Annotated in this window: 30 protein-coding genes and 1 pseudogene; 19 read left to right on the top strand and 12 right to left on the bottom strand. The window is 62.2% G+C overall.

What is annotated here, in order from left to right; genetic code table 11:
- Positions 1 to 18 precede the first annotated feature (18 nt).
- From GGQ99_RS17865 to GGQ99_RS17850, 4 genes are all read left to right on the top strand, one after another.
- Positions 19 to 1,182, top strand: coding sequence for an acetyl-CoA acetyltransferase (locus tag GGQ99_RS17865; RefSeq protein ID WP_183263572.1), 1,164 nt, complete (start codon positions 19 to 21; stop codon positions 1,180 to 1,182).
- A complete protein-coding gene (locus tag GGQ99_RS17860) occupies positions 1,179 to 1,907 on the top strand; it encodes an SDR family NAD(P)-dependent oxidoreductase (RefSeq protein WP_183263571.1) in 729 nt (242 codons plus the stop codon). Before GGQ99_RS17865 ends, GGQ99_RS17860 begins: the two co-directional genes overlap by 4 nt.
- 67 nt (positions 1,908 to 1,974) lie before the next feature.
- A complete protein-coding gene (locus GGQ99_RS17855; protein WP_183263570.1) occupies positions 1,975 to 2,979 on the top strand; it encodes an asparaginase in 1,005 nt (334 codons plus the stop codon).
- Between the two features lie 65 nt (positions 2,980 to 3,044).
- On the top strand, positions 3,045 to 3,515 hold the full coding sequence (locus GGQ99_RS17850; protein WP_183263569.1) for a GreA/GreB family elongation factor: 471 nt from the start codon (positions 3,045 to 3,047) through the stop codon (positions 3,513 to 3,515).
- On the opposite strand, the gene GGQ99_RS17845 is transcribed toward GGQ99_RS17850, so the two are convergent.
- Positions 3,512 to 3,898: a type II toxin-antitoxin system death-on-curing family toxin gene (locus tag GGQ99_RS17845; protein ID WP_183263568.1), complete on the bottom strand. Its 387-nt coding sequence runs from the start codon at positions 3,896 to 3,898 to the stop codon at positions 3,512 to 3,514. The genes GGQ99_RS17850 and GGQ99_RS17845 overlap by 4 nt on opposite strands.
- Positions 3,895 to 4,125, bottom strand: coding sequence for an AbrB/MazE/SpoVT family DNA-binding domain-containing protein (locus tag GGQ99_RS17840; protein WP_108608848.1), 231 nt, complete (start codon positions 4,123 to 4,125; stop codon positions 3,895 to 3,897). The genes GGQ99_RS17845 and GGQ99_RS17840 overlap by 4 nt, the downstream gene beginning before the upstream one ends.
- Positions 4,126 to 4,265: 140 nt before the next feature.
- Between GGQ99_RS17840 and GGQ99_RS17835 the strand changes: the two genes are divergently transcribed.
- On the top strand, positions 4,266 to 5,825 hold the full coding sequence (locus GGQ99_RS17835; RefSeq protein ID WP_183263567.1) for a helicase HerA-like C-terminal domain-containing protein: 1,560 nt from the start codon (positions 4,266 to 4,268) through the stop codon (positions 5,823 to 5,825).
- A 68-nt stretch (positions 5,826 to 5,893) separates the two neighbouring features.
- On the opposite strand, the gene GGQ99_RS17830 is transcribed toward GGQ99_RS17835, so the two are convergent.
- Positions 5,894 to 6,631: a L,D-transpeptidase gene (locus GGQ99_RS17830; RefSeq protein ID WP_108608846.1), complete on the bottom strand. Its 738-nt coding sequence runs from the start codon at positions 6,629 to 6,631 to the stop codon at positions 5,894 to 5,896.
- Between the two features lie 182 nt (positions 6,632 to 6,813).
- Positions 6,814 to 7,476 (bottom strand): haloacid dehalogenase type II, encoded by a 663-nt coding sequence (locus tag GGQ99_RS17825; protein ID WP_183263566.1) that lies wholly within the window; start codon positions 7,474 to 7,476, stop codon positions 6,814 to 6,816.
- Positions 7,477 to 7,616: 140 nt separating this feature from the next.
- Here GGQ99_RS17825 and GGQ99_RS17820 point away from each other — a divergent pair, with 140 nt between their 5' ends.
- The 4 genes from GGQ99_RS17820 to GGQ99_RS17805 all read left to right on the top strand — a co-directional run bounded on the left by GGQ99_RS17820 (position 7,617) and on the right by GGQ99_RS17805 (position 10,764).
- On the top strand, positions 7,617 to 8,495 hold the full coding sequence (locus GGQ99_RS17820) for a branched-chain amino acid aminotransferase (protein WP_183263565.1): 879 nt from the start codon (positions 7,617 to 7,619) through the stop codon (positions 8,493 to 8,495).
- 108 nt (positions 8,496 to 8,603) lie between these two features.
- On the top strand, positions 8,604 to 9,200 hold the full coding sequence (locus GGQ99_RS17815) for a superoxide dismutase (RefSeq protein ID WP_183263564.1): 597 nt from the start codon (positions 8,604 to 8,606) through the stop codon (positions 9,198 to 9,200).
- A gap of 163 nt (positions 9,201 to 9,363) precedes the next feature.
- Positions 9,364 to 9,801: a c-type cytochrome gene (locus tag GGQ99_RS17810; protein ID WP_183263563.1), complete on the top strand. Its 438-nt coding sequence runs from the start codon at positions 9,364 to 9,366 to the stop codon at positions 9,799 to 9,801.
- 9 nt (positions 9,802 to 9,810) lie between these two features.
- Positions 9,811 to 10,764, top strand: a complete 954-nt coding sequence (locus GGQ99_RS17805; RefSeq protein ID WP_183263562.1) for a cytochrome c — start codon at positions 9,811 to 9,813, stop codon at positions 10,762 to 10,764.
- A gap of 42 nt (positions 10,765 to 10,806) precedes the next feature.
- On the opposite strand, the gene GGQ99_RS17800 is transcribed toward GGQ99_RS17805, so the two are convergent.
- Positions 10,807 to 12,906: a S9 family peptidase gene (locus GGQ99_RS17800; RefSeq protein WP_183263757.1), complete on the bottom strand. Its 2,100-nt coding sequence runs from the start codon at positions 12,904 to 12,906 to the stop codon at positions 10,807 to 10,809.
- 118 nt (positions 12,907 to 13,024) lie between these two features.
- Here GGQ99_RS17800 and GGQ99_RS17795 point away from each other — a divergent pair, with 118 nt between their 5' ends.
- The 4 genes and pseudogenes from GGQ99_RS17795 to GGQ99_RS17785 all read left to right on the top strand — a co-directional run bounded on the left by GGQ99_RS17795 (position 13,025) and on the right by GGQ99_RS17785 (position 14,657).
- Positions 13,025 to 13,393, top strand: coding sequence for an SH3 domain-containing protein (locus GGQ99_RS17795; RefSeq protein WP_183263561.1), 369 nt, complete (start codon positions 13,025 to 13,027; stop codon positions 13,391 to 13,393).
- Positions 13,394 to 13,648: 255 nt separating this feature from the next.
- Positions 13,649 to 13,804 (top strand): annotated as a pseudogene (locus GGQ99_RS26155) (hypothetical protein); the annotation flags it as partial.
- Positions 13,805 to 13,816: 12 nt separating this feature from the next.
- Positions 13,817 to 13,957 carry a hypothetical protein gene (locus tag GGQ99_RS26150; RefSeq protein WP_246389669.1) on the top strand — a complete coding sequence of 47 codons (141 nt, stop codon included), beginning with the start codon at positions 13,817 to 13,819 and terminating at the stop codon, positions 13,955 to 13,957.
- Between the two features lie 271 nt (positions 13,958 to 14,228).
- Complete coding sequence (locus GGQ99_RS17785; RefSeq protein ID WP_108608840.1) at positions 14,229 to 14,657, top strand: Ros/MucR family transcriptional regulator; 429 nt, start codon at positions 14,229 to 14,231, stop codon at positions 14,655 to 14,657.
- Between the two features lie 19 nt (positions 14,658 to 14,676).
- Here the strand turns inward: GGQ99_RS17785 and GGQ99_RS17780 are convergent, their stop codons facing one another.
- On the bottom strand, positions 14,677 to 15,033 hold the full coding sequence (locus tag GGQ99_RS17780; protein ID WP_183263560.1) for a cytoplasmic protein: 357 nt from the start codon (positions 15,031 to 15,033) through the stop codon (positions 14,677 to 14,679).
- A gap of 216 nt (positions 15,034 to 15,249) precedes the next feature.
- Here GGQ99_RS17780 and GGQ99_RS17775 point away from each other — a divergent pair, with 216 nt between their 5' ends.
- Positions 15,250 to 15,672: a helix-turn-helix domain-containing protein gene (locus tag GGQ99_RS17775; RefSeq protein ID WP_245439465.1), complete on the top strand. Its 423-nt coding sequence runs from the start codon at positions 15,250 to 15,252 to the stop codon at positions 15,670 to 15,672.
- Between the two features lies 1 nt (position 15,673).
- Positions 15,674 to 16,474: a DUF6456 domain-containing protein gene (locus GGQ99_RS17770; protein WP_183263559.1), complete on the top strand. Its 801-nt coding sequence runs from the start codon at positions 15,674 to 15,676 to the stop codon at positions 16,472 to 16,474.
- 7 nt (positions 16,475 to 16,481) lie between these two features.
- Here GGQ99_RS17770 and GGQ99_RS17765 read toward each other — a convergent pair whose 3' ends face one another.
- Positions 16,482 to 16,910: a SufE family protein gene (locus GGQ99_RS17765; RefSeq protein ID WP_108608838.1), complete on the bottom strand. Its 429-nt coding sequence runs from the start codon at positions 16,908 to 16,910 to the stop codon at positions 16,482 to 16,484.
- Positions 16,911 to 17,023: 113 nt separating this feature from the next.
- Positions 17,024 to 17,386 carry a DUF5330 domain-containing protein gene (locus GGQ99_RS17760; protein ID WP_183263558.1) on the bottom strand — a complete coding sequence of 121 codons (363 nt, stop codon included), beginning with the start codon at positions 17,384 to 17,386 and terminating at the stop codon, positions 17,024 to 17,026.
- A gap of 450 nt (positions 17,387 to 17,836) precedes the next feature.
- Between GGQ99_RS17760 and GGQ99_RS17755 the strand changes: the two genes are divergently transcribed.
- From GGQ99_RS17755 to GGQ99_RS17745, 3 genes are all read left to right on the top strand, one after another.
- Positions 17,837 to 19,609, top strand: coding sequence for a sensor histidine kinase (locus tag GGQ99_RS17755; RefSeq protein ID WP_183263557.1), 1,773 nt, complete (start codon positions 17,837 to 17,839; stop codon positions 19,607 to 19,609).
- Entirely contained in the window at positions 19,584 to 20,378 is a 795-nt protein-coding gene (locus GGQ99_RS17750) for a peptidoglycan-binding domain-containing protein (RefSeq protein WP_183263556.1), read from the top strand. The genes GGQ99_RS17755 and GGQ99_RS17750 overlap by 26 nt, the downstream gene beginning before the upstream one ends.
- A gap of 72 nt (positions 20,379 to 20,450) precedes the next feature.
- A complete protein-coding gene (locus GGQ99_RS17745; protein ID WP_183263555.1) occupies positions 20,451 to 20,798 on the top strand; it encodes a DUF1491 family protein in 348 nt (115 codons plus the stop codon).
- On the opposite strand, the gene GGQ99_RS17740 is transcribed toward GGQ99_RS17745, so the two are convergent.
- Entirely contained in the window at positions 20,785 to 21,801 is a 1,017-nt protein-coding gene (locus GGQ99_RS17740) for a DUF2336 domain-containing protein (RefSeq protein ID WP_108609989.1), read from the bottom strand. The two genes, GGQ99_RS17745 and GGQ99_RS17740, sit on opposite strands and share 14 nt — an antisense overlap.
- Before the next feature lie 417 nt (positions 21,802 to 22,218).
- On the opposite strand from GGQ99_RS17740, the gene GGQ99_RS17735 reads away from it, so the two are divergent.
- Positions 22,219 to 22,386 carry a hypothetical protein gene (locus tag GGQ99_RS17735; protein ID WP_183263554.1) on the top strand — a complete coding sequence of 56 codons (168 nt, stop codon included), beginning with the start codon at positions 22,219 to 22,221 and terminating at the stop codon, positions 22,384 to 22,386.
- Between the two features lie 55 nt (positions 22,387 to 22,441).
- On the opposite strand, the gene GGQ99_RS17730 is transcribed toward GGQ99_RS17735, so the two are convergent.
- From GGQ99_RS17730 to GGQ99_RS17720, 3 genes are all read right to left on the bottom strand, one after another.
- Positions 22,442 to 22,984: a DUF1254 domain-containing protein gene (locus tag GGQ99_RS17730; protein WP_108608833.1), complete on the bottom strand. Its 543-nt coding sequence runs from the start codon at positions 22,982 to 22,984 to the stop codon at positions 22,442 to 22,444.
- On the bottom strand, positions 22,977 to 23,561 hold the full coding sequence (locus GGQ99_RS17725) for a DUF1214 domain-containing protein (RefSeq protein WP_183263553.1): 585 nt from the start codon (positions 23,559 to 23,561) through the stop codon (positions 22,977 to 22,979). Before GGQ99_RS17725 ends, GGQ99_RS17730 begins: the two co-directional genes overlap by 8 nt.
- A gap of 115 nt (positions 23,562 to 23,676) precedes the next feature.
- The gene (locus tag GGQ99_RS17720) at positions 23,677 to 25,833 is read right to left on the bottom strand and encodes a transglycosylase domain-containing protein (protein WP_108608832.1); all 2,157 of its coding nucleotides are present in this window, start codon (positions 25,831 to 25,833) and stop codon (positions 23,677 to 23,679) included.
- Between the last annotated feature and the right edge of the window lie 231 nt (positions 25,834 to 26,064).

Here is a 26,064-nt window from a genome sequence, read left to right as displayed (position 1 = left end):
CTGGCGATGGAGACGAAGATGACCGCATGCATCGTGGGCTGGGCGCATTCGCGCTTCGGCAAGCTGGAAGGCGAGACGCTGGAAAGCCTGATTACGCAGGTTGCCACCGAGGCGCTGGCGCATGCCGGCATCGGGCCTGACGACGTCGACGAGATCGTGCTTGGCCACTTCAACGCCGGCTTTTCCGCCCAGGATTTCACCGCGAGCCTTGTGCTGCAGGCCGACGACCGCCTGCGCTTCAAGCCGGCGACGCGCGTCGAGAATGCCTGCGCCACGGGTTCGGCAGCGGTGCGCCAGGGCATCCGCGCGGTGAACGCCGGCCAGCGCATCGTGCTTGTGGTCGGCGCCGAGCAGATGACCACAACGCCTGGACCCGAGATCGGCAAGAACCTGCTGCGCGCTTCCTATCTACCCGAAGACGGCGACACCCCGGCCGGTTTTGCCGGTGTGTTCGGCAAGATCGCCCAGGCCTACTTCCAGCGTTATGGCGACCAGTCGGACGCGCTGGCGATGATCGCCGCCAAGAACCACAAGAACGGCGTCGACAATCCTTATGCCCAGTTGCGCAAGGATTTCGGCTTCGACTTCTGCCGTCAGGAGAGCGAGAAGAACCCGTTTGTCGCTGGACCGTTGAAGCGTACCGACTGTTCGCTGGTTTCGGACGGGGCTGCAGCCCTGGTGCTGACGGACAGCACGACTGCGCTGAAGATGCGCCGGGCGATCGCCTTCCGTGCCAACGAGCATGTGCAGGACTTCCTGCCGATGTCGAAGCGCGACATCCTGCAGTTCGAAGGCTGCGAGGTGGCGTGGAACAAGGCGCTGAAGTCGGCCGGCATTTCGCTCGACGACCTCTCCTTCGTCGAGACGCATGACTGCTTCACCATCGCCGAGCTGATCGAATACGAGGCCATGGGCCTGGCACCGCGCGGCGAGGGCGCCCGCATCGCCATGGAAGGCATCACCGCCAAGGACGGCCGCCTGCCGGTCAATCCCTCCGGCGGTCTCAAGTCGAAGGGCCATCCGATCGGCGCAACCGGTGTCTCGATGCATGTGTTGACCGCTATGCAGCTTGCGGGCGAGGCTGGCGGCATCCAGGTCAAGGACGCCAAGCTCGGCGGTATCTTCAACATGGGCGGTGCCGCGGTCGCCAACTACGTGTCGATCCTGGACCGCATCAGATGAGGCATTCCGCCGTTGTTATCGGCGGTGCGTCGGGCGTCGGCCTTGCAGTGGCTGAACGCCTGATATCGGACGGATGGCCGGTGGCGGTGATCGATGACGACGGCGGCGCGCTCGAGGCGGCCGAGGACCAGATCGACAACGACGAGGTCGTGTTCATCGAATGCGACCCGACCGACGAGGATGACATCGCCGAGGCGTTCGACCAGGTTGTGGACCGGCTTGGTCTTGTCGGCGGGCTTGTCTCGATGGCGAGTTTCGCCCGCAGTGCCGCCATCGAGGACACCAGCGCCGAGATGTTGCGGGAAGCGCTCGACATCAATCTCGTTGCCCCCTTCATCGCGGCGCGGGCAGCGCTGGAGCGGATGGGCGCCTCGCTGTCCATCGTCAGCATCGGGACCGTGGCGGGCCTTCGGGCCCATCATGGGCAATTGGCCGTCGCCGCGTCGCAGGCCGGGCTCAAGCTCATGTCGGAAGTGCTGGCGCTGGAGTATGCTGGCCGGGGCGTGCGCGTGAATGCCATAGCCGCCGGGCCTGCGGACGTGGATGCTGCAAGCAATGGCGGCATCGCACCCCATCATGTGCCGCAAGGCCGTGGTGCTGAGCCGGATGAAATTGCCGCCGCCGCTGCTTTCCTGCTTTCGCCGGAAGCCAGCTACATCAATGGCCACACGCTCGCGGTGGATGGCGGATTTCTCGCCGGTGGGTTATCGGGGAACAGATCATGACGCTTGGCTGACCGCTGGCGGAAATGACCCAACCTCGATCTCGCAAGCGCATGAAGGCACGCACACAATGACAAATCCGGTCCTGGTCGAGGTGTTGCGCGGCGACCTCGTTGAAAGCGTACATCGCGGCGCGGTCGTCGTTGTCGATGCCGATGGCACGCAGAAGCTTGCCTTGGGCGACGCCACGCAGCCAGTGTTTCCACGCTCGGCGGTCAAGGCCATCCAGGCGCTGCCCTTCGTCGAGAGTGGTGCTGCCGATGCCTACGGCTTTGGCGATCGCGAACTGGCACTTGCCTGTGCGTCGCATTCGGGCGAGCCGGCTCATGCCGAACTGGCCAATGCGATGCTGGCCAAGGCGGGTCTCGGGCCGGATGCGCTGGAGTGCGGCGCGCATTGGCCTTCGAACCATGCGGCGACGATTGCACTAGCGCGCAGCGGGGCGTCGCCGAGCGCGTTGCACAACAATTGTTCGGGCAAGCACTCGGCTTTCGTCTGTACCTGCCGTCACCTCGGCATGGCCCATCTCGGCTATGTCAGACCCGAGCATCGCTTCCAGCAGATGATCCGCGAGACGATGGAAGCCGTCACTGGTGCGCCCCATAACGAAACGAACCGCGGAACCGACGGCTGCTCCATCCCGACCTTTGCCGTGCCGTTGCATAATCTCGCACTCGGTTTTGCGCGCATGGTCACTGGCAATGGCCTCGGCACGGAAAGAGCCAAGGCCGCGCGGCGGCTGATGTCGGCATGCATGGCGGAACCTTTCCAGGTCGCTGGAACCGACAGGGCTGATACGGAGTTGATGCAAGCTGCACCAGGACGGATCTTCGTCAAGGTCGGCGCCGAAGGCGTTTTTTGCGCGGCCTTGCCGGAACTTGGGCTCGGCATTGCGCTTAAATGCGACGACGGCGCGGGCAGGGCTGCCGAGGTTATGATCGCGGCGGTCCTCGGAAAGCTTTTGGCTGGAGACGAGGCTTTGCCCGGGACACTGGACAAGGCGGCGAGGCCGGTGCTGAAGAACTGGAACGGGATCGAAGTTGCATCGCTTCGACCTTCTTCCGCGTTCGCCTGAAAGCATAAGTAGTCGGTCAGTTTGGCTGGCTTGTTATCGGAGCTATGAACACCTAGGTTTATTTCATGAGCAGAGCTTTCACCCGCGAAGACGACAGCGAAAACGTCATTGCCGATATCGGCGAGCGACCGGTCAGTTCGTCCCGCAACCTCGTGACCGAACAAGGGCTGGCCCATATCGAGGCCCAACTCGCGAGCCTGCGCGAGGATCTGGCAAAGGCGGAAGCCGATGCCGACCGGGAGCGGATCGCGACGGTGTCGCGCGACCTGCGCTATTGGCAATCCCGCCGGGAAACGGCCGAGGTGTCGGTTCCCGAGCCTGACAGTACGGTTGTCCGCTTCGGGATGAAGGTTGTCGTCGAAGATGACAATGGCAAACGCAACGTCTGGGAAATCGTCGGTGAAGACGAAGCCGATGCAGCCAAGGGCCGCATCTCGCATTCCTCGCCTATGGCTATAGCGCTGTTCGGCAAATCCGTTGGCGATGTCGCTTCGGTCAACGGGCATGACTGGGAAATCGTCGAGTTCGCCAGCTAGGCTTCGATTGGAACCGCGTGGTCGCGTAAGAACGCGGCCGCACCTGTCTCGTCGATCTCGCCGGCGGCGACCATCAATACGAATTGAATGATGTCTTCTTGCGCTGCTTCGACGCTCAATCCGTTGAAATATAGAAACAAATCCGCTGCTGCAAAGGCAGTTCGTTTGTTGCCGTCGACGAATGGGTGGTTCTTGGCGATGCCAAACAAATAAGCGGCTGCTAGGTCACAGAGGTTTGGCTCGCCATACGCTTGCTTCTGAAGCGGCCGTGCAAGGGCCGATTCCAGCATATCCTCGGATCGTACGCCTTGAGCGCCTCCGTGCAGCTTCAGTTGCTCGGCGTGTAGCGCCTCGACGAACTGACGCGAATGGAACTCAATCATTTGGCGAGGGCGCGATACGCGACCTCATATTTCTTCATCCGCTCGCGCGCGATCTTCATCTTGCGTTCGAACTCTTCCGGATCATCCTCAGCCGGCCGAAGCCGCAACTCGTTGCCATCCTCGGTGAGGACGAGCGTGTCACCCGCGCGCAGATTATGCCGCTCGAGCACTTCCTTCGGCAGGATCACACCTTCCGAGTTTCCGATCTTGCGAACAGTCACGTTCATGGCTGCGTCTCCATGTTATAACTTATGTATAACATGCGCGCCGATGCGATCCAAGCCATTGTCGCACCGTAGCGCCGCCACTATACCTGTGGTCTGACTGCTGATGCGGTCGTGAAAGAGCATTGCCGGAGAGACAGCCCATGGCGCAGGACGACAGCATTTTCATTGGTGCCAGCCGCAAGCCCGACGACAGTTATCAGCGGCCCGAAGATCTGTTGCTGAAGTACGGCAATCGCCATGGCCTGGTTACCGGTGCCACAGGTACCGGCAAGACGGTAACACTGCAGATTCTCGCCGAAGGCTTTTCGAACGCCGGTGTTCCGGTGTTCTGCGCCGACATCAAGGGCGACCTGTCGGGCATCGCCATGATGGGCGAGGCCAAGGATTTTCTCACGGCCCGTGCCGAGGCGATCAAGCTCGACCCGTATGACTTCCAGGAATTCCCCGTCATCTTCTGGGATCTGTTCGGAGAACAGGGGCATCCGATCCGCGCGACCATATCGGAGATGGGACCGCTGCTGCTGTCGCGGCTGATGAACCTCAGCGAAGCGCAAGAGGGTGTGCTCAACATCGCCTTCCGCATTGCCGACGAAGAAGGGATGCTGCTCCTCGATATGAAGGACTTGCAGTCATTGCTCGCCAACGTCGCCGAGCGGGCCGACGAGATCGGCGCGCGCTATGGCAATGTCACCAAACCGTCGGTCGGCGCCATCCAGCGCTCGCTTCTGGTCCTGGAGCAGCAGGGCGGCAACAACTTTTTCGGCGAACCCGCACTGAAGATTGCCGATATCATGCGCACGACGCGCGATGGTCGCGGCGCGATCAACGTGCTGGCCGCCGACAAGCTGATGATGAACCCGCGGCTCTACGCGACGTTCCTGCTCTGGCTGCTGTCGGAGCTGTTCGAGGTGCTGCCGGAAGTCGGCGACCCGGACAAGCCCAAGCTGGTCTTCTTCTTCGACGAGGCGCATCTTCTGTTCGACGAGGCGCCGAAGATCGTCGTCGACCGGGTCGAGCAGGTCGTGCGCCTGATCCGCTCCAAGGGCGTCGGTGTCTATTTTGTCACCCAGAACCCGCTCGACGTGCCCGAAACCGTTCTGGCGCAGCTCGGCAACCGCGTGCAGCATGCGCTGCGCGCTTACACGCCGCGGGAGCAGAAGGCGGTGAAGACGGCGGCCGACACTTTCCGCCCCAACCCTGACTTCGATTGTGCCAAGGCTATCACCCAGCTCGGAACCGGCGAGGCGCTGGTCTCGACGCTCGAAGCCAAGGGCGTTCCGTCGATGGTGCAGCGGACGCTGATACGCCCGCCGGCCTCGCGGCTTGGCCCGATCACGCCGCAGGAACGCCAGAAGCTGATCAAAGAGAGCCCGGTAGCGGGTCAGTACGATCAGACCGTTGACCGTGAATCGGCGTTCGAAATGCTGCAGAAGAAGGCGCTCGACGCGCAGAAGGCGCAAGAACAGGCCCAGCAGGCGAATACCGGTGGCGGTGGTGGTGGTTGGACCATTCCGGGCTTTGGCAATGACACGCCGCCGGCTTCGGGCGGCCGCAACACGGGCAGTGCGCCGAGGCCGCGGACCTCAAACCGACAGACGGTGACCGAAGCGGCACTGAAGTCGGTCGTGCGCTCTGTTGGTTCGTCTGTCGGCCGTGCGCTGGTGCGCGGAATTCTCGGAAGCCTGAAGAAGGGCTTCTGACCCGAGAAGCCAATAGCAAAACGGCGCGTCGATAACGCGCCGTTTTTCGTAGGTGACTGGGCCCAAGGTCAGGCAGTGCCGAGGCCGCTGGTGACCAGGATCGGCGTCTTGCCGGGCACGCGATCGTAGAGATCGATGATGTCCTGGTTCATCAGGCGCACGCAGCCCGACGACACCGACTTGCCGATCGTCCACCATTCCGGCGAACCGTGGACGCGATAGAGCGTGTCCTCGTTGTTCTGGAAGATATAGAGCGCGCGCGCGCCGAGCGGGTTGTTGAGGCCCGGGGCCATGCCGCCATTCCTGACGCTGTACTTTTCGAGGTCGGGCTGGCGGCCGATCATTTCGTCCGGCGGCGTCCACTTGGGCCACTTGCGCTTCCACTGGATGACAGCGCGGCCCTGCCAGGCAAAGCCGGCACGACCGAGGCCGACGCCATAGCGCATCGCTTCGCCGTTTTCGCGAACGAGGTAGAGGAAGTGCGTCGAGGTGTCGACGACCACGGTGCCGGGGCGCTCGCCAGTGGGGTCGCGGACGATCTGGCGCAGGAACTGCGGCTTCACTTTCTTGAGCGGGATGCCGGGGATTTCATAGCCCTCGTCGGCGACCGGGGCATACATGCTGGCATAGTCGCCACCGAAAGCGGGATCGACGCTCATGGGCGGTGCAACCGGAGGCGCATCGACGATCTGACCGCCTCCGCCAACCGTGGAGCAGGCAGAAAGCGCTGCCGACGCGGCGCCCGCTGCCGCCAGGTTCAAAAAGCCGCGACGGCTGAGCGGACGTGATTCTGTAAATGTGGACATGACTGCGATCTAGAGTTCCAGTTCGAAAGAAATGGTGAATTTAGAGGAAACCAACTGCGTCGCCCCTTAACGCTCGCGGAGATAGGCGGGTCAAATTCCGACCTTAGGGTGGACAAAGCATGGCGAAGGTGTGACAGGCCAATCACTGTTGCGTTATGGCAACAATATTGACCTATGGTAAGCTAACCAATTGTAACTAAACCTTCCAGAGAAGGTAGGATCAGCGATGGAGGCAGGTCGCGATACTCGTCCGGCTGGTTGCTGCGGTTGATCCAGACGGTGCGGCAGCCGAACTTTGCCGCCCCTGCAATGTCCCAGCGATTGGACGACTGGAACGACATTGCTTCCGGGTAAAGACGCCAACTGCTGGCGACGAGATCATAGACCGACTGGTCCGTCTTGAATCGGCGGACGCTGTCGACCGAGAACACCTCGTCGAGGATCAGGTCCAGCCCGGCCGAGCGCACGGCCGCTTCCAGCATGTCTGGCGAACCGTTGGAGAGAATGGCCAGCCGTGCGCCGTTTTCCTTCAGGTTGCGCAGCACTGCCGGAACCTCGGGATAGCAATCGAGGCGCCAATAAGCGTCGAGCAGCTTGCTGCGCATCGCGGGATCGACCGACGGCACCTTGCGGAATGCAAAGTCGAGCGCCTGCTCGGTGAGCTGCCAGAAATCGGCATAGGCGCCCATGAGCGTCCGCACCCAGGAATACTCGAGCTGCTTGGCCCGCCAAATCTCGGAAAGCAGCTGGCCCTCGGGTCCGATGTCGGCCGAATGGCGGCGAACCGCCGCATGGACGTCGAACAGCGTGCCATAGGCATCGAATATGTAGGCTGCGTGGCGCATGCCTTCGGTTGTCCAACGGCTTGGTTCCGAGCGCAAGCGCAACTATCGGCTGGCTCCAACATTTCGGCTTGCTGCCGATTGACGGGGCGCGCCAAAGCCTCTTCCATACCAGCGATCAATAAGATGGATGGGAAAACACCATGACGCTCGCGGCGGCTGCACAATCCACGACCTGGAGCTTTGTCGATGGTGACTGGCACGAGGGCAACGTTGCGATCATTGGCCCGCGAAGCCATGCCATGTGGCTCGGCTCCACCGTCTTCGATGGCGGCCGTTGGTTCGAAGGCGTGGCTCCCGACCTCGAAGCGCATTCGCGCCGGGTCAATTCGTCGGCCATCGCATTGGGCCTGAAGCCGACCATGAGCCCGGAACAGATCGTCGGGCTGACTTGGGACGGGCTCAAGAAATTCGACGGCAAGACTGCCGTCTACATCCGGCCGATGTATTGGGCCGAGCACGGTGGCTACATGGGCGTGCCGGCCGACCCTGCGTCGACGCGGTTCTGCCTGTGCCTGTACGAATCGCCGATGCTTCCGCCGACCGGCTTTTCGATTTGCTTATCGCCGTTTCGCCGGCCAACTCTCGAAACCATGCCGACCAATGCCAAGGCAGGCTGCCTCTATCCAAACAACGGCAGGGCAATCCTCGACGCCAAGATGCGCGGTTTCGACAATGCCCTGGTACTCGACATGCTAGGCAACGTCGCCGAAACCGCCTCGTCCAACATCTTCCTGGTCAAGAACGGGCAGGTGTTCACCCCGGCGCCCAACGGAACTTTCCTTTCCGGGATCACCCGCAGCCGCACGATTTCGCTTCTTGCCGGCAGCGGTGTCTCTGTCGTCGAGAAGACGCTTTCGGTGCGCGAGTTCCTCGAAGCCGATGAAATCTTCTCCACCGGCAATCACTCCAAGGTTGTTCCGGTCACGCGCATCGAGGAGCGAATTCTCCAGCCCGGACCGGTAGCAAAAAAATCGCGCGAGCTATATTGGGAGTGGGCGCACTCGACCGACAAGGCCTGAGTGTAGCGAAGAAAAACAGCGCCTCTCATCTGTTGTCACACGATGATGACGACCTATCTGTAGACGGCATAGTCATGCCGCGAAATTGCCAGCAAGGGAGTATGATCCATGGCTTTTGAATTGCCCGAATTGCCCTACGACTACGAGGCGCTACAGCCCTTCATGTCGAAGGAGACGCTTGAGTATCATCACGACAAGCACCACAAGGCCTATGTCGACAACGGCAACAAGCTGGCTGCCGAAGCAGGCATGGACAAGCTGTCGCTGGAAGAGGTGGTGAAGCAGTCGTTTGGCAAGAATGCCGGCCTGTTCAACAACGCCGCCCAGCATTACAACCACGTCCACTTCTGGAAGTGGATGAAGAAGGGCGGCGGCGGCAACAAGCTGCCCGGCGCGCTGCAGAAGGCGGTAGATGCCGACCTCGGCGGCTACGACAAATTCAAGGCTGATTTCATTGCCGCCGGCACGACGCAGTTCGGTTCGGGCTGGGCGTGGCTTTCGGTCAAGGATGGCAAGCTCGCCATCTCCAAGACCCCGAACGGCGAGAACCCGCTGGTTCACGGCGCGACCCCGATCCTCGGCGTCGACGTCTGGGAGCACTCCTACTACATCGACTACCGCAACGCCCGCCCGAAATATCTCGAGGCGTTCGTCGACAGCCTGATCAACTGGGACTACGTGCTCGAGCGTTACGAAAACGCCTGAGCCTGGTTCACCCACGAAAAGCCCCGGCAAGTCCGGGGCTTTTTTTGTCGAGAGAACGCAAATTTATTCCACCGACTCACGTAAGCGTGAGGAGAATCTTGGGACGAATTGGGCCAGTTTCGCCGTTCACCCTAGGCAGCTTTTGCAACCGAAAGAGGACCTGATGAGAAAATTTGTGCTCGCCGTCGCAGCGCTGGCGCTCGCATCCACTGCAGCATTCGCCGATGTGATTACCGACCGTCAGGCGGTGATGAAGGAGAACGCAAGGCAAGTCGGCACGCTCGTCAAAATGGTGAAGGGCGAATCCGCTTTCGACGCCGCCGCCGTTCTGGCGGCCTTGACGGCGCTCAACGACAATGTCCAGAAAATCGATGTCGCGGCGTCGTTCCCGGTAGGAAGCGACAAGGGCGACACCACTGCATCCCCCAAGATCTGGGAGGATCCGGCTGGATTCCAGGCCGAGGTCGACAAATTCAAGGCAGTGACGGCCTCGGCAGTTGGCGCCCCGGCCCAGGACCTGGACGCCTTGAAGGCACAGGTCGGCACCATCGGCCAGACCTGCGGCACCTGCCATGAGGCGTTTCGCGTCAAGAAGGGCTGATCCCTTCGCATGGGTGCTTTCAAGAAGTTTGCAGTGGCGGCTCTGGCGCTTGGCGGTGCCGGAGCCGCGACTTTGTGGTGGCTGGCGCTTCCCGAAAGACTGGGGCCCGATGCCGTGGCTGCCCTGGGAGCCGGCGACGCGGCCCGCGGTCAACGCATCTTCGATACCGGCGGCTGTGCCTCCTGCCACGCCAAACCGAAATCGGAGGGCGATGCACGTCTTCAACTCGCCGGCGGTCTCGAGCTGAAGACGGCGTACGGTACCTTCGTGGCGCCGAACATTTCCACCGACCCGAACGACGGCATTGGCGGATGGTCGCTTGAGGACTTCGCCAATGCCATGCTCAAGGGTGTGTCGCGCGACGGACAGCACCTCTATCCGGCGTTCCCCTATGCCTCCTATGCCCGCATGAAGCCGGCTGAGGTCGCAGATATCTACGCCTTCATGAAGACGCTGCCGCCTGTTGCGGGCAGGGCGCCGAGCCATACGCTCGCCTTTCCGTTCAATGTCCGATCCGGCATCGGGCTCTGGAAGCTGTTCTACCTGAGCGACCAGCCCGTGATCGCCTTCGCCGACGGCACGCCTGAGAAAGTCCTGCGCGGTCGTGACCTCGTGGAAGGCGCAGGGCATTGTGGCGAATGCCACACGCCGCGCGGCTTTGACGGCGGGACCAGGAAGGGCCAATGGCTGGCGGGTGCTGCGGCGGCCGAAGGACAGGGCATCGTGCCCAACATAACGCCGCAAGGGACTGGGATCAGCGGCTGGTCGGAGAGCGACATCGCCAGCTATCTCGAAACGGGTTTTACCCCTGAGTTCGATTCGGTCGGTGGCACCATGGTCGAGGTGCAGAAGAACATGGCGAGGCTAAGCGCCGAAGACCGCGAGGCAATCGCTGCCTATCTCAAGGCGATCCCGCCGCATCCCAACGGTTATCCCGCGCCACAGCCGAAGCCTGCCGGTTGACGCAACCGGCGGCCCCAAGCCGCCGGTCTGCCGTTTCCAATGTCAGGCGAGCCCAACGACCTTCAGTGCGAAAGCGTAGTTGAAGGCGATCTCCTCCAGCCGCGAGAAGCGGCCAGAGGCACCGGCATGGCCCGAATCCATGTTGATCTTGAACAGCACAGGACTGCTGCCCGACTTGCGTTCGCGCAGGCGCGCGGCCCATTTGGCCGGCTCCCAATAGGTGACGCGCGGATCGGTCAGGCCGGCCACCGCCAGGATCGGCGGATAGTCGAGTGCGGCGACATTGTCGTAGGGCGAATAGGCGGCGATGGTCTTGTAGTCGTCGTCCGAGGCGATCGGGTTGCCCCATTCCGGCCATTCGGGCGGCGTCAGCGGCAAGGTGTCGTCGAGCATAGTGGTCAGCACGTCGACGAAGGGCACTTCGGCGATGATGCCGGCAAAGGCATCCGGCGCCATGTTGGCTATGGCGCCCATCAGCATGCCGCCGGCAGAACCGCCCTGGGCGACGATGCGGTCATGCGCCGTGTAGCGCTCGGCGACGAGGTGGTGGGCACAGGCGATGAAGTCGGTGAAGGTGTTGGTTTTCGCCGCGCGCTTGCCGTCGTCATACCAGGCGTAGCCCTTGTCCTTGCCGCCACGGATATGGGCGATGGCATAGACGAAGCCGCGATCGACCAGCGACAGGCAGTTGGTGTTGAACGAGGCCGGAATGGTCATGCCGTAGGAGCCGTAGCCATAGAGCAGGCACGGTGCCGTGCCGTCCAGCGGCGTGTCGCGATGGTGGATCAGCGAGATCGGCACCAGTTCGCCATCGGGGGCCGGCGCCATCAGCCGCCGAGTGACGTAGTCATCGGCATTGTGGCCCGAGGGGACTTCCTGGGTCTTGAGCAGGACGCGTCCGCGCGTCCGCATGTTGTAGTCGAACAACTGCGTCGGGGTGGTCATCGACGAATAGGAAAACCGCATGGTGTCGGTATCGTATTCATAGGAGCCCGACAGGCCGAGCGAGAACGCTTCTTCCGGGAAAGAAATGACGTGCTCCGAGCCGGTGGCGCGTTCGTGCACCACGATCCGCGGAAGGCCTTCCTTGCGTTCCAGGCGAACCATGAAGTCCCTGAAGCCGATGACCGACAGGATCAGCCGGCCGGGTTCGTGGGCGACAAGTTCCTTCCAGTTGGTGCGCGCCGGATCCGCCGCTGGCGCGGTCATGATCTTGAAGTCCTTGGCGCCGTCGGCATTGGTCAGCACGAAGAAGATGTCGCCGCCTTCCTCGAGATCATATTGCAGGCCGGTTTCGCGCGCTGCAACGAGTGCCGGCGAGGCGAGGGGATTGCTGGCGGGAAGCAGCCGGTATTCCGACGTTTCATGATCGCTGATCGAGATCATGATCCAGTCATTGCTGCGGGTGCCGCCGACGTTCATGAAGAAGCCGGGATCGGTCTCCTCGTAGACCAGGCGGTCTGTCGAGGCGTCGCTGCCGAGCGCGTGGTAGAAGACCTTCGACGGCCGGTGGTTGGAGTCGAGGCGGGTGTAGAAGAAGCCGGCATTGGCGGCATCCCACTCGCCCGAGCCGCCCGTATCGGCGACGATGTCGGCGAGTTCGGCGCCGGTTGCCAGGTCGCGGACACGCAGGGTGTAGAATTCCGATCCCTTGTCGTCGAACCCCCAGATCAGGCGGCTATGATCGGAGGAGTGGTCGATCCCGCCGAGGCGGAAATAGGCGTGACCTTCGGCTTCCTTGTCGCCGTCGAGGATGATCTCCTCCGTGCCGCCTGCGCTCGGGAGGCGGAAATAGCGCGGCTGCTCGCCACCCTTCTTGTAGGATGAGCCATAGGCGAACGGGCCGTCCTTCATCGGAACCGAGGAATCGTCTTCCTTGATGCGTCCCTTCATCTCTTCGAACAGCTCCTTGCGCAGGTCCGCCGTGCCGGCCATCAATTCGGCCTGGTAGCTGTTTTCCGCTTCGAGATGTGTGCGGATTGCCGGATCGAGCAGGCTCGGATCGCGGAAGACCTCCTGCCAGTTGTCGGCGCGCAGCCAGGCATATTCGTCGATGCGGGTGATGCCGTGCCGGGTGTCGGAAACGGGGCGGCGCTCGGTCGACGGCGGGGCGATGTCGGCGAAAATGGCAGGTCGGGTCATCATGTCTCGCATGCGGTGAATCTTGAATGGCGAATGAACACGCCGATCAGGGCGGGTTCAAGGGCTGAGTTGCATTGTTCGTCAACGTTCCAATTGACCGGTTCGCCGGAGGAGAGAGATGAACACGTTCTTGAAGACCGCCGCAGCCCTGACCGTCGCCTCGACAGCGGCAATATTCGCCGGCAACGCCCACGCGGCTGCTTTTGCCGCCTGGCAGGTGACCGACGTTCCGTTTGGCGACACGTTGAACATCCGGAAGTATCCGTCCAATGGTTCGCAGAAGCAGGCAGCCTATCCCAATGGCACTGTCCTGCAGATGACCGGAAAATGCACTGGCGGAGTCGATCTCTTCGACATTTCGCATTTGCCGGAATGGAAGCAGGCACAGCGTGTGCGTTATCGCTGGTGCCAGGTCTGGCACGATCCCGCCCAGAACGGGCAATTCGCCACGGGTTGGGTCTATGGCAAGTACATCGCACCGTATTGATCAGGCAAAACTGTTGCTTGCGTTGCCTTGAGCACTCGGGCGGGCACCGGTTATTGACAAGATAGGTTCAGGTTTGGCCCTGCATGGCTGGTAACGACTGGGGCAGCGGCGCCTTCCTCGTTGGCTTTCTTGCGACTGTTGCGTTCCCGCATTTTTTGACCAGCGGCGGTGTCCATCTCAAGCAAGAGGCCGAAGAAAAACCGGTCATGATCAGCAGCGTTGGCGATTATCTTGCCGGCGGCCCGGTCATGGTTGGTGCGTTGCTTGCGATGGCCGTCTTTCCAGCGGCTGTTGCGCCTCCCCGATTTCCACACGGTCTCGAAGGCCGGAACGGTTGGTTCCTGTCCTGAGTTGCTTCGTCGCGCGGTGCATATCGGCGAACTCTCCACGGCATTGCCGGCGCGGGCTGGAGTGGTGTTCTTCATGCTGATGGCGCCGATTTCGGCCGATTTGCTTGCCAAGGCGGCTTATTCAGCCGGATATCGCTTGTGGCAGGGGTCTCTCAGCGACGATTTGGCTGAAACTGTGGCGAGGGATAAGAAGAACCGCATTGTTGCCACCTAATGCCGACAATGACCCCGGAGAGAACATTCAGCGTTGTGTAACTTGATCTCGTGCGATGACATTGCCCTGTCAAAAAGGCTCATTTGTTAGAGAAGTGATGAATGCATTGTTCTTGGAGTTGCAAAGAATAGTGAATTGACTTGTTATGGCTACAGGCTCATTAAAGTGATGGAACGCGACTCGTAATGGCAAATTGCGATACAAGATCGCGCCGCACCCCGGTCGCAATATCGGGCAAAAAAACAACCAGTCACATTGGGGCCTGAAGCATATGGATACTTCCGAAACGCCTGCAGCAAATAGCGAAACGCTGATCGAACTGACCGCCGACGTGGTGGCCGCTTATGTCAGCAACAATCCGGTCCCGGTAGGAGAACTTCCGGGGCTGATCGCGGACGTTCACGCAGCCCTTGGCCGCGTCGGTAACGTCGCCGACACACCACCCGCCGACAAGCAGAAGCCGGCCGTCAACCCGAAGCGTTCGGTGCATGACGACTACATCATCTGCCTGGAAGACGGCAAGAAGTTCAAATCGCTCAAGCGTCACCTGATGACCCACTACAACATGACGCCCGATCAGTACCGCGAGAAGTGGGGCCTTGACGCCAGCTATCCGATGGTGGCGCCCAACTATGCGGCAGCTCGCTCGCAACTGGCCAAGAAGATGGGCCTGGGCCGCAAGCGCAAGGTGGGTAAATAATACTCCCTTCGACAGACGTTTAGCGAGCGGCGCCTTCGGGCGCCGTATTGCTTTTGTGCCGGCGCCGGCGCGGCCTGAGCGACAGTCGCCCAGGCTGGTCGGGGAAGACGCCTTTCAGCCGATCGCGCACTTGCTTGAGCGCGATGTGCCGGTTGAGATCGTAGCTCCAGTGGCGGTTGACACCCCGGAGCCGTTCGCGCTCGATCGCCCGTTCGAGCCGTTTGAGCAAGGCGACGGTCGATGTCGGCTCCCCAGAAAGCGCATTCGAAAGCTCGATCCCGCAGCAGAGCTGCAGTGCTGCCCGCTGCCGGGCGTCAGTCAATTCGGACAGCTTGTTCTGCCTGAAGGCTGCAATTTCATTCGAAAAATCCCGCATCGCGATCCTGCCTGATGTGACTGTGATCGTGCGATGATGCTGCCATCTTGCAGGGTGGGGAGAAACTGCGCCAAGAATTCACTGGAGCGGAATAAATAGAACAATGATTACAGCGTGTTGAAGTTTCTTCCGCTGCCTCATCGTTCTTTTTTGTTCACACCCTGTGACGTGCCCGGTATAAGAACTTATTCCTATCCACAAAGGGGGAAGAGTTCGGTGGGATCCACGTCGGCAACATTGGTCAAACGGCAGAAGGAGGCGCGCGAGGCCGCCGCCAGGGACGAGCGTTCCGTTCTTGAACTTGTCGCCGACCGGCGTCGTGACCAGGTGGTGGAGCGTTGCGATGCGATGATCGACCTCATGGCGGCGTTGTTCGGCGTGCCAAGCAGGGAGATTCGTCGAATTGGCCGGACTGGCAACGACATCAGCCGCCTCCGCCAGATTGCCATGTATGTTGCCCATGTCGTGTTTCGTCTCAGCATGCGCGAGGTCGGCCGTGGCTTTGGGCGCGACCGGACCACAGTGCTTTATGCCTGCCATACCGTGGAGGACCTGCGCGACGATGCGGAGTTTGACCGGATCGTGGCGCTGGCGGAGCGGGTGGCGATCGCTGCGTTTCGCGACAGGCTGGAGGGTTGACATGAGCACCCCTGACGAAAAGGCACAGAAGCGCGTGCTCACGCTGCTGGCCAAGGGGGCCGCAGAATGCGAGCCGGCCGCAACGGCCGGCAAGATGCTGCTTGAGAACGACAGGAGCGACAGGATCGCCGTCGGTGCCGAGGTGCTTGCGGCATTGTCCCGGCAAGGGCTTGTCGTTTGCGTTGGCCGGGCGATGCGGCTTACGCCGGAAGGGCAAGCGGCCGCACGGCGAGAGGAGGGCCCAGTCGATCCTTTCCAGAGCCAGCACCGCGAACTGGACACGGCGACGGTCGATACCGCGGCCGGGCAACATGCCGCTCTGATCAACCTTTCGGAGTCGCCACTCGGCCAACTCGCCCGACGCAAGACCAAGGCCGGCAAGCCGTTCCTGAACAACAGCGAGTTCGTCGCTGGCGAACGGCTGCGTGCCGACTACACGCGCGGCCAGATCATGCCGCGCATGGGCGCCAACTGGGTGGCGAGCGTCTCTTCCGGCAAGCGCAGTGCCGGCGGCGGCCTGGCGGAACTGACGGATGCGGCGCTCGCCGCGCGGCAGCGGGTCGACAGGGCGATCGATGCGGTCGGGCCGGAGCTATCCGGCGTCCTGATTGACGTCTGCTGCTTCCTGAAGGGGCTGGAACTTGTCGAAGCCGAGCGCGGCTGGCCGGTGCGGTCGGCCAAGGTCATGCTCAAGTCGGCACTTGGCGTGCTGGCCAGACATTACAATCCTCGCGCCGGTTCCGTTGCCGGTCGCAAGGTCCTGCATTGGGGGACCGAGGATTATCGCCCGCGAATGGGCTGAACGGAACTCAGGCGACCTGGTGGAGGGCAGCCTCGGCGTCGCGCTTGATGCGCTTGACCATCGAGCGCAAGCCATTGGCGCGTTGCGGCGACAGGTGCTCGTTGAGGCCGAGTGCCTTCAATGTGGCTTCCGCGTCGGTCGCCATGATCTCGCTGGCGCGATGACCTGAAAACAGGGCAAGCATGATGGCGACGAGCCCGCGCACGATATGCGCGTCCGAGTAGCCTTCGAAGCGGATGGCGGGGTCGGCACCGTCGCCCTTGTGGGTCACAAGCCAGACCTGGCTGACGCAGCCCTGCACCTTGTTGGTGTCGGTCTGTGCGCTCTCGGGGAAAGGCGGAAGTGCTTCACCCAACTCGATGACATAGCGATAGCGATCCTCCCACTCGTCAAGGAAGGAGAAGTCGTCGCGGATGGTGTCGATCGAGGTGGTCATGGTGCCTTCGATATAGTGCCGGCACTGCTGCCCGTCACGAAAAAAGAAATGCACCGCAGATGCCAGAGGCGGGCGTATCGCGGTGGGGCCTGGCGTAGGCCCTGAAGTCGGAGTCAGTTTGCCGGGGCCGGGGCCGGGGTCGGGGTTGGGACGGCCATGGCCGGTTCGTCATCCGTCGCAGGGACGCTGCCGGTCCGGGTTGCAGTGTCGGGCTGTCCGAACTGCTGGTCGAGCGCCTCATAGGCGATGCGGGCGCTCTCGCGTGCCCTGACACCGATGGTCTGCATCGCAGCCTTGCCTGTTTCGCAAACCTCGGGCTTGCGTTCGCAGATGCCGGCGATGTCGCCAACCGCCTCGCGCGCGGCGAAAATTGCCTGTAGCGGGCTCACGCTGTTCTCACCATCGGGGCCCGTGCCGAGCGGCAGCAGGAGAAGGACGAGCGAGAACCAGAAAGCGGTTCTGAAGAGAAAGCCCATGGAAGCCTCGTGTGGTCTGTCGGCGCCGGATCTATGCGGCCCCGCATCTTGCTGAGCCGACAATGGCATGAACGAGCAAAGGAGCGCTTGCTGCAAAAGGTGGCATTTCGCGAAGGCTTTTCACCAAAGTTTAACGGACTGGCCCGGCTTGCGTGACTGTGCGCCTGAGTAATCTCTCACGAGACTCGTAAGCAATTGATTTAAATTGCGAAACTTCGAGATTGCGCGTTTTGCGCAGATTCGGGTTCGCGAAGTCGGCAAATAACCCTCCATTTACCATGGCGAGAACTGTTCTCGAATGTCGACGCCGTGATCCCGATATTCGCCATGCGCCAGGGTTTCGGTCGCCTGGCTTTATTCCTTCATTAAAGGCTCGGTGCGAGTTTGGAGACCAACCAGAGAAGAGCCGCAAAGCGAGCCACGGAAGAGTGCGTAGCGTTGAGTTTTGTCATGACCAGATACGGTGAGTTTTCCGGCGCGGTCGCCGGCGGCTGTGACCGGCTGGTCCATCCGTCCATCGATGGCTCCGAACGTTTGCGCCAGCGGCGTCTCGTTGGCCTGTTGTTGGCGGCACCTTTCCTTGTTGCCGGTGCCGGCGTGGTCCTGGTGTCGGCCAATCTTGGCGCGGCCCCGACCTTTGCCGTCATCTTCGCCGCCTTCAGCCTGAGCTGGCTGGCGGCTTTGTTGGTTGCCGCGACCGGCACGGCCGCGTCGATCGGCGTCGCGTCGCTTGGCGTCGGTGCCGTAACCGCTGGCGCCATCATTGCTGCCGCGGGCGGCCTGACATCGCCGGCGGCGCTGCTTGCAGCCGCGCTTCCGCTCGAAGCGCTGTGGGTTTGGCGGACGCGGAAAGCGGCTTTGTTCGGCGGGCTCGCTGCCGTTGCTGCGCTGCTGCTGCAAGGTTTGCTTGGCGCCGTGCCATTTGCCGAAAGTGCGACGGCATCCGCATGGCATTGGTTGCTGCCAGTCGCCTGGTTGGCGACCTTCGTCGCTCGCGCTGTACAATTCGCCGGCCATGGCGCCGAACAGGCTGCCGCGCCGGCTGCGCCGCTGGAGCAGGTCCTCCGGGCTGTCGTCCTGCGCGTCGCGCAAAATGGCGACGTGGTTGATGTCTCCGAGCAGGCGCGGACGTTGTTGCGGCTGCAGCCGGAGTTGCTCCTCGGTACTGCCCTGTTCGACCGCATCCATGTGGCAGACCGTGTTGGCTATCTCTGTGCGCTGGCAGACATGCGCGATGGAGCCGAAACGCGTCAGGTGGAGCTTCTTCTGCGTTTGCCCAGGCAGTCCGAGAGCGATGCGGGCGACAATTTCCGGCCGTTCGCACTCGAGTTCATCAAGGCCGGTGTCGAGTTTATTGCGATTGTCCGCAATAACGACACTGTCGCCGAGTTGCGGAACGAACTGGCCAAAGCCACCGACGCCGTGAAGAGCGCGGAACTTGCCAAGAGCAATTTCCTCGCAGCCGTGAGCCACGAACTCAGGACGCCGCTCAACGCGATCATCGGTTTTTCCGACATGCTGCTGCACGAGATGTTCGGCAAGTTCCAGGAGCCGCGCCAGAAGGAATATGTCGGTATCGTCCGCGAGTCCGGCCAGCACCTGCTCGAGGTGGTGAACTCGATTCTCGACGTCACCAAGATCGAGTCGGGTTGCTATGCGATCAACCCGGAGCCTTTCAGGTTCCGCGAGGCGGTCGACATGTGCGCTTCGATGATGGCGCTGCAGATCGAGGCCAAGGCGCTTGACCTGGCTGTCGAAGTGGCTGCCGGCACGGGCGAGGTCAAGGCTGACCGGCGTGCGGTGCAGCAGATGCTGATCAACCTCGTGTCGAATGCGGCAAAATTCACCCCCGATGGCGGTCGCGTCGAGATCGGCGCCAAGCGTCTCGGTTCGCGGCTGCATTTCTGGGTGTCGGACACCGGCATCGGCATCGCCCAGGAAGACCTGTCGCGGCTGGGTACGCCGTTCACGCAGATCCAGAACGACTACACCCGTCGCTTCGAAGGCACCGGCCTTGGGTTGTCGCTGGTCAAGGGACTGGTTGCATTGCACGACGGCGCGATGTCGATCGAGAGCGCGCCGGGCGAGGGGACCACGGTTACCATCAGCCTGCCGATAGAAGGGCCAGCCCTCCGCCCTGAGCCGACGAAGGGCGAAGTGATGCGGTTGCCGGCAGACAGGATCAGGGAGATGCGCAATGGCCCGCTCCGCAAGGCAAGCTAAGCGGGTCGTCGAGGACCGCAGCCCGCTGCAAGAAGGGGCCGTGGCGCTCGGCGGGATGATTGCACGCAATCCGGTGCTGGTCGGCGGTTCGACGGCGTTTCTGGTGGCGCTGTTCTACGTCTCGGCGAATGCGCTGTGGTACCAGCCATATGCGCACAAGGGTGCGTTCTTCTCGACCCGGGAGGTGGTCGAGTTTCCCGACATGAACGAGGATGCGCCGGAGACCACGATCAAGATCGAGCGACCGGAGGCACAGGTCGTGCGCCCCAAGGGCGATCCTCAGATCGAACAAATACAGAGCATCCTGAAGGACCTCGCATTTTATGATGGCACGGTCGACGGGCTGAATGGGCCGGCCACGCGCAGTGCCATCCAGGCGTATCAGAAGAAGGTAGGCCTGACGGCCACGGGCGACATCGACGGCGCGCTGCTCGAGCAACTGGGCGCTGCTGAAACCACGGCCGGAATTGCGCCGACACCGACACCGCGAGCGCAAGCGACACCGGTGTCGAGGCCGCGAACGGGCGGGGCCACCACGGCACCCGTGCGCACGGAGCCCGCAGTCGATGCCGATCCGAGTGCGCGCATCATGAAGATCCAGGCTGGGCTGAAGGCCTTCGGCAATGACGGAATCGACGTTGACGGCGTTCCAGGCGCCAGGACCACGGCGGCAATCCGCGAATTCCAGGCTTTGTTCGGCTTGCCTGAAACGGGCGAGCCCGACCCGGCAGTTTACGTCAAGATGCGTGAGATCGGCCTGACCAACTGAGCCGATAGGCCTGTGCGCTTTCCGAGCGAGCCGCTATAGAGGCCGGATCGAAATTGCGTTCGGGCCTGGCAAATGCGCTTAACCACTGACTTCTGGGTGTCGGCCCTGTTGCGCCGGATTTTCGGCGAGGGCGGCTTTGGCGCGATCCTCAGCCGGGGCGCACTTGAAGCCGGCGCTGTCTTCATCCTGACCCGCGATCGTTTCGGCCGCACCAGCCTCTACGGCCCGGCGCCGCAGACGAGCTACGACATGGCAAGACCCGATGAGCGCCAGTTCAGCCTGCTGGAAAGCGACGATGACGGGACGGCGATCGAAAAGCGGCTCGAGCGCGAGCGGCGCTTCGACCGCGATATCTGGGTGGTCGAGATCGAGCCGGGCCAGACCGAAATCAAGGATCTGGTGTCTCTTACGACGCCCTGAGCTGATCACCCTTTGAGCCGGCTGCCCCTGGCTTAGGCTGTAGCCTGTCCGCGTTGCCGCGGATGCTTGCGCCGACCGCCGCTGCCTTCCAGTCGCGCACGCGGTCGAGCGCTACGTCGCGATGCAACAGCCGGTAGCGCTCAAGGAACAGCCTGATGGCTTCGGCATGGGCGAACTGGCCAGGGAATGTCGTCGCGGTGAGAAGGAATGCCTGCTCTTCAGGCAGGTCTAGCGCCTTGAGCGCGTCAATGAGCGAAGAGTAGCCAGACTTCTCGGTGATCGAACGGGCCGTCTGGAAGTCGATCTCCAGCGCGTCGGCGAGAGCGGTCTGGAAGAATGTGCCGTTGCCGGTAAGGGCGGTCGACTTGAGCCGTTCGTAGGCCGGCGCACGCGTTTGTCCTTCGGTCGATGTCGACTGGTGCGCCGTATTGGGTGTCATCATCGAGCGCAGACGGCGGCGGACGTTTTCGGCAAGTTCGCCCGGGGCGGGAATGTTCGGCGTGTCCTGCACCGCGTCGATTGTCGTTGCGGCTGTCGCTGTGGCGACTGGCACTTCGACCTGTTCCGTCGTTTCGGGGTACACCAGGCGTGGGCGCTCGAGCACCCGGATCAGGTCGGCGATCGTCTGGTTGAGGCCGGGGCGGCGGGCAATCGCGCGCGCATGCGGCAGGCCATGGCGTCCGATCAGCGCGATGAGCGCGACATCCGACAAGACAGGCGAACGGATCAGCAGCGGCGCGGCAATATCGACGCTTTCGTCGCTCAGACGGCGAACGAGGCCGGGCGGCGCATATTCGGTTTCGGAAAGCGCGGCAGAGACATACCGGCGCGCCTCCACCGAAACCTTTTCGAATAGGGGAAGGGTAAGGTCTTCAAGTTGCGCGATTTCGCGGCGCGATGGACGGGGCAGCGCACAGAAGGCGGAAACCGCTGCCCGGAAGAGCCGCTCGGGCTTTCCGGTTTCGCGACCGATGGCAATTTGCCTGAAGTCCGATGCTGACACGAACGGATACGCCTGACACAACCTTGCACTGCCCTGGGATGAGGCGGACGTCGCTGCATCCATCCTCCCGAAGGTGAACATAAACTTAGCGAAGATTTGTTAGCGGACTGTTAACTTTGGCGTTAAGGAAGTCATTCATTAACAAAGACTTATACGCGGATCATCACGCAAAGGCCGAATTGCCCGTTTTCAGCCGGCGACCTGTGACGTGGCAATGCTGCTGCGTTCACAGACCGCTCACGCCGCATTGGTATGAATGCAGCGTCGAAAGCGGAGCCGCAGCGCCTAAATTGAATCAAATCCGTGACGGTAACCGACTGTTAACTCTCTACTGGCGTTATCGAGATGGAGGCGTTGCGTGCTTACTCCGGTTGAACCGAGAGGGAATCGCGAACCATGGGCAGCATAGTGTCATTCATGCCGCGTCGTGCGACCGTCCACCGGGCCCCACGTACAGCGGAAGCGTCGGCATCCATCATCATCTTTCCGGGCGTGCGTTACGAGCGCACCGGCGGCACGACTTCGTCGCCCGACAATCGCGTCGAAGGCGACAATCGCCGCAAGGATCCGTTGCCGCGACATTGACGGTGGCGACTGCCAAGCTCAGGCGACGTAGTTCATGCGCTGCTACGGCGTATGATTACTGGATTTCGCAGCTGATGCCGTCGAGGAAACGCGACACGATCGGCTTCCAGCTGTCGTCGGGAACAAAGGCACGAACGACGACGATGCCTTCGTCGATCGGCGTTTCCACGAAGATCGATTTTTCGAATTCAGACGGCAATTCCTTGCGCAGATCGATCATCTGCGCCGGTGTGAGCACGACGAAATCGAGATTGCCGTCGGTCGCGGTGCGGTCATTGAAGCTGTAGATGTTCTGGCCGCTGCGATCGTAGACCGAGGCCGACCAGTAGGGGACCTTGCCGGCATTGTCGATGCGGACGACGCCTTCGCCGAGATCGAAGCGGCAGGCGGCTTCGTAGAATGACGGGTCGAGCGACTTCACCACCGGTGCGCCGCCAATCTCGTGGTCGAGGCGGACAACCTTGTTGGGCCCGGCCACCATGGCCAAGCGTGACCATGCATCCCGCTCGGAAAAGCTGGGTACCAGCAGCAGGATGGCGATGTGGGCGATGCCGGCGCCGACCAGCCCGATGGCCAGGGCATGAAACAGCCTACGCATTGCACTGGACCCTGACGATGCGAGGCATTTCGATGCCGGACAGGCCAGTGCTGCTGGCGACGGGCGTGTCGTAGAGGGTCAACACCAGGTTCATTTCGCCGGCTCCCGATACCGGCAGCCAGTTTCCGGGCTCAGGCCGCGCGCCGACAGCAATCTCGATGGAATTGTCGGGCTGGCGCAGGATTTCGAAGGAATGCATCGACGGATCGCGGCGCATGCCCGACTTGAGTGTCATCTGCGCCTTGTCGGTCGCATAGAAAGTCCAGAACCGGGCAACCGGCAGCGATCCCTCGACGCGATAGCTGCATTCGCTTCTCAGGGTCACGCCGCTGGAGTCTCGGTCGGCTACGAAACTGAGGCCTTCGGCGCGGCCGAGCGCAAGCATGCCGTCGCGTGCGACGCGGGCCTTCGAATAGGGATCGGCTTCGGGCGTTCCAATATCGGGAAACGCCGTCCATGGGCCGACTGCGACAGCGCCGATGCCTTCCTGCGAATCGAGAACCATCGCCACGCTGGCGGCACCGCCGCCAACCGCAACCGCGAGGGCGATAACTATCAGAAGCGATTGTTTCAGCATGAGCCGCCGCAGGATGGAGTTGGCGGAGGAATATCCCGCCATGCGACCGGAAGGCAAGCCGGGAAGGGCTGCAACCGGTACGGGAATGATCGCTGGCCCCTCAATTTGGGAACAATCACAGCGCTGACAGCGTCTCGGGTTCGGTCGGCGGGGTGATGGCGGGCGCTTTCTGGAAGACATCCGCGATCGCGCGCAATGCCCGCGTCGTCGTGCTCGACAGGACCGGAGGTCGGTCGGCCGTGTCGGCTGCCGGCGGCTGGGTTCCACTCTTTGCGGCTTCTTCGGCCTTGGCGATGGTCGCCGGATCGACGAAGGGGTTCTTGATGCCTGGGATGGGCCTTAGGTCGATGTTCTGGTGGGCATAGGCCATGAAACGCTGCCACACCATCGCCGGCAGCGAACCGCCGGTCATGTTGTTGGTGGGCGAGAAGTCGTCGTTTCCGAGCCAGACGGCGGCCGTATAGTTGCCGGTGTAACCGACATACCAGGCGTCGCGATAAGACTGGGTGGTTCCGGTCTTGCCGGCCGAGCGGATGTTGGGAAGTGCTGCCCGGCGGGCCGTACCGACTTCGGGAATCTGCACCATGATCGAGTTCATCGACGCAACCGCCTGCTCGGACAGCACCCGGTGGGGCGGTGGCGCGTCCTTGCTGTAGTCGTAGATGAGCTGGCCGGAATGGGTGACAAGCTGGGTGATGCCGTGGCGGGTGCCGACGATGCCGTCCTGGGCAAGCACGCTGTAGCCGGTGGCCTGGTCCATGACCGTCAGGCCCGATGTGCCGAGCACCATGGTCTTGTGCGAGCTGACGGGAGACTCGACGCCCATCGCCTCGGTCATCGCCTTGATCGGCGGTATCGACAGGTGATCCTTGGCAAGGCGCACGGGCACGGTGTTGATTGATTTGACCAGTGCGGTCGTCAGCGACATGCGGCCGGAATAGCCGCGTGTGTAGTTTTTGGGCGACCAGGCACCCCAGCTGATCGGGCCGTCCGAGATGACCGATTCAGGCGTAAAGCCGTTTTCCATGGCGGTCGCGTAGACATACGGCTTGAATGACGAGCCGGTCTGGCGCTGTGCCCTGGTGGCGCGGTTGAACTGGCTGGCGCCGTAGTCGCGGCCACCGACGATGGCGCGCACCGCACCGTTGGTTTCGATCACGACAACGGCGCCTTCGGTGACGCGGTATTCCTTGCCGAACTGACGCAGGTGGAACTCGACCGATTCCTCCGCCGCCTTTTGGATGTTCATGTCGATCGTGGTGCGCGCGACGAGCGAATGGATGCCCGATTTGGCTGCGATCTTCTTGACCTCGTCGAAGGCCCAGTCGAGGAAATAATCGGGGCTCTTGCGGTCGCCGCGATCGACGATGTCGGCGGGATGGAGACGCGCCGACAGAACCTGCCCCTCGGTCATGAACCCTGCCTGCACGAGGTTGCTGAGAACGACGTTGGCGCGGGCGCGGGCGGCCGGAAGGTTGATGTGCGGGGCGTATTTGGTCGGGGCCTTGAACAGGCCGGCGAGCATCGCCGCTTCTGCGAGGTTGAGGTCCTTGACCTGCTTGCCGAAGTAGAAATCGGCCGCGGCCGCAATGCCGAACGTGCCGCCGCCCATGTAGGCGCGGTCGAGGTAGAGCTGGAGAATATCCTTCTTCGACAGGTTCGATTCGAGCCAGAGCGACAGGAAGGCTTCCTTGACCTTGCGCTCGACGGTGCGCTCGTTGGTGAGGAACAGGTTCTTGGCGAGCTGCTGGGTCAGGCTAGATCCGCCCTGGACGACGGAGTTGGCGCGGACGTTTTCCGACATGGCGCGGATCAGGCCGAGGAAATCGATGCCGTAGTGATCGAAGAAGCGCCGGTCTTCGGTCGCCAGGACGGCCTTGATGACGTGGTCGGGCATTTCGTCGACCGGGACCGAGTCGCGCTGGATGATGCCGCGCTGGCCGATTTCATTGCCATAGCGGTCGAGGAAGGTGACGGCGAAGTCGTCCTGGTTGCGCCAGTTGCCGGTTGTTTCCTGGAAGGCCGGCATGGCGAGCGCGAGCATCACCACCGAGCCGGCGGCGGCCATGGTGACCCCTTCGCTCAGGACCTCGATGACACCGCGGCGCCAGCCCTTGACGCGGAAGCGGCGGAAGAAAATGGTGGCGCTTTCCCAGAACTGCTGCGTGCGGAAACGCAGTTCGTAAAGCGAAGAGTCGAGCCAAGCATCAAGAGCGAGCAGGCCTGCTGCCAGGCGGCCTCGTTTCTTGCGTGGTTCTACGGGATTTTCCATTCGAGACGGGTCCGGCACGTGACTGCAGCTTATACCTAAATACGGGTGCTGGCGAATTCAGGGCACGCGTCCCTCGGCCCACGGCTGACTTGTCCCCGATTTTCGACGCCGCGACAAGAGGGGGGCGGCAAGCAGCCTGCGGAACAGGAAAATGCACCTCGATAGGAATATATTCTTGACACCGTGACGGTGCTTTGATAGTGTCCGGCTATCGTCAAAGAAGTGCAGCCA

Source organism: Aminobacter niigataensis, assembly GCF_014200015.1.
Classification (GTDB): domain Bacteria; phylum Pseudomonadota; class Alphaproteobacteria; order Rhizobiales; family Rhizobiaceae; genus Aminobacter; species Aminobacter niigataensis.
This window is presented reverse-complemented; position numbering and strand designations above follow the sequence as displayed.

Excerpts from the sequence above, each read along its gene's own strand:
- GGQ99_RS17785 (WP_108608840.1), top strand. The coding sequence starts at position 14,229 with ATGGATACTTCCGAAACGCCTGCAGCAAATAGCGAAACGCTGATCGAA.
- GGQ99_RS17750 (WP_183263556.1), top strand. The coding sequence starts at position 19,584 with ATGGCCCGCTCCGCAAGGCAAGCTAAGCGGGTCGTCGAGGACCGCAGC.
- GGQ99_RS17755 (WP_183263557.1), top strand. The coding sequence starts at position 17,837 with ATGACCAGATACGGTGAGTTTTCCGGCGCGGTCGCCGGCGGCTGTGAC.
- GGQ99_RS17765 (WP_108608838.1), bottom strand. The coding sequence starts at position 16,910 with ATGACCACCTCGATCGACACCATCCGCGACGACTTCTCCTTCCTTGAC.
- GGQ99_RS17810 (WP_183263563.1), top strand. The coding sequence starts at position 9,364 with ATGAGAAAATTTGTGCTCGCCGTCGCAGCGCTGGCGCTCGCATCCACT.
- GGQ99_RS17735 (WP_183263554.1), top strand. The coding sequence starts at position 22,219 with ATGCCGCGTCGTGCGACCGTCCACCGGGCCCCACGTACAGCGGAAGCG.
- GGQ99_RS17795 (WP_183263561.1), top strand. The coding sequence starts at position 13,025 with ATGAACACGTTCTTGAAGACCGCCGCAGCCCTGACCGTCGCCTCGACA.
- GGQ99_RS17845 (WP_183263568.1), bottom strand. The coding sequence starts at position 3,898 with ATGATTGAGTTCCATTCGCGTCAGTTCGTCGAGGCGCTACACGCCGAG.
- GGQ99_RS17745 (WP_183263555.1), top strand. The coding sequence starts at position 20,451 with ATGCGCTTAACCACTGACTTCTGGGTGTCGGCCCTGTTGCGCCGGATT.
- GGQ99_RS17725 (WP_183263553.1), bottom strand. The coding sequence starts at position 23,561 with ATGCTGAAACAATCGCTTCTGATAGTTATCGCCCTCGCGGTTGCGGTT.
- GGQ99_RS17840 (WP_108608848.1), bottom strand. The coding sequence starts at position 4,125 with ATGAACGTGACTGTTCGCAAGATCGGAAACTCGGAAGGTGTGATCCTG.
- GGQ99_RS17805 (WP_183263562.1), top strand. The coding sequence starts at position 9,811 with ATGGGTGCTTTCAAGAAGTTTGCAGTGGCGGCTCTGGCGCTTGGCGGT.
- GGQ99_RS17820 (WP_183263565.1), top strand. The coding sequence starts at position 7,617 with ATGACGCTCGCGGCGGCTGCACAATCCACGACCTGGAGCTTTGTCGAT.
- GGQ99_RS17760 (WP_183263558.1), bottom strand. The coding sequence starts at position 17,386 with ATGGGCTTTCTCTTCAGAACCGCTTTCTGGTTCTCGCTCGTCCTTCTC.
- GGQ99_RS17855 (WP_183263570.1), top strand. The coding sequence starts at position 1,975 with ATGACAAATCCGGTCCTGGTCGAGGTGTTGCGCGGCGACCTCGTTGAA.
- GGQ99_RS17815 (WP_183263564.1), top strand. The coding sequence starts at position 8,604 with ATGGCTTTTGAATTGCCCGAATTGCCCTACGACTACGAGGCGCTACAG.
- GGQ99_RS26150 (WP_246389669.1), top strand. The coding sequence starts at position 13,817 with ATGCTGATGGCGCCGATTTCGGCCGATTTGCTTGCCAAGGCGGCTTAT.
- GGQ99_RS17720 (WP_108608832.1), bottom strand. The coding sequence starts at position 25,833 with ATGGAAAATCCCGTAGAACCACGCAAGAAACGAGGCCGCCTGGCAGCA.
- GGQ99_RS17800 (WP_183263757.1), bottom strand. The coding sequence starts at position 12,906 with ATGACCCGACCTGCCATTTTCGCCGACATCGCCCCGCCGTCGACCGAG.
- GGQ99_RS17850 (WP_183263569.1), top strand. The coding sequence starts at position 3,045 with ATGAGCAGAGCTTTCACCCGCGAAGACGACAGCGAAAACGTCATTGCC.
- GGQ99_RS17825 (WP_183263566.1), bottom strand. The coding sequence starts at position 7,476 with ATGCGCCACGCAGCCTACATATTCGATGCCTATGGCACGCTGTTCGAC.
- GGQ99_RS17730 (WP_108608833.1), bottom strand. The coding sequence starts at position 22,984 with ATGCGTAGGCTGTTTCATGCCCTGGCCATCGGGCTGGTCGGCGCCGGC.
- GGQ99_RS17780 (WP_183263560.1), bottom strand. The coding sequence starts at position 15,033 with ATGCGGGATTTTTCGAATGAAATTGCAGCCTTCAGGCAGAACAAGCTG.
- GGQ99_RS17835 (WP_183263567.1), top strand. The coding sequence starts at position 4,266 with ATGGCGCAGGACGACAGCATTTTCATTGGTGCCAGCCGCAAGCCCGAC.
- GGQ99_RS17770 (WP_183263559.1), top strand. The coding sequence starts at position 15,674 with ATGAGCACCCCTGACGAAAAGGCACAGAAGCGCGTGCTCACGCTGCTG.
- GGQ99_RS17860 (WP_183263571.1), top strand. The coding sequence starts at position 1,179 with ATGAGGCATTCCGCCGTTGTTATCGGCGGTGCGTCGGGCGTCGGCCTT.
- GGQ99_RS17865 (WP_183263572.1), top strand. The coding sequence starts at position 19 with ATGACCGCATGCATCGTGGGCTGGGCGCATTCGCGCTTCGGCAAGCTG.
- GGQ99_RS17830 (WP_108608846.1), bottom strand. The coding sequence starts at position 6,631 with ATGTCCACATTTACAGAATCACGTCCGCTCAGCCGTCGCGGCTTTTTG.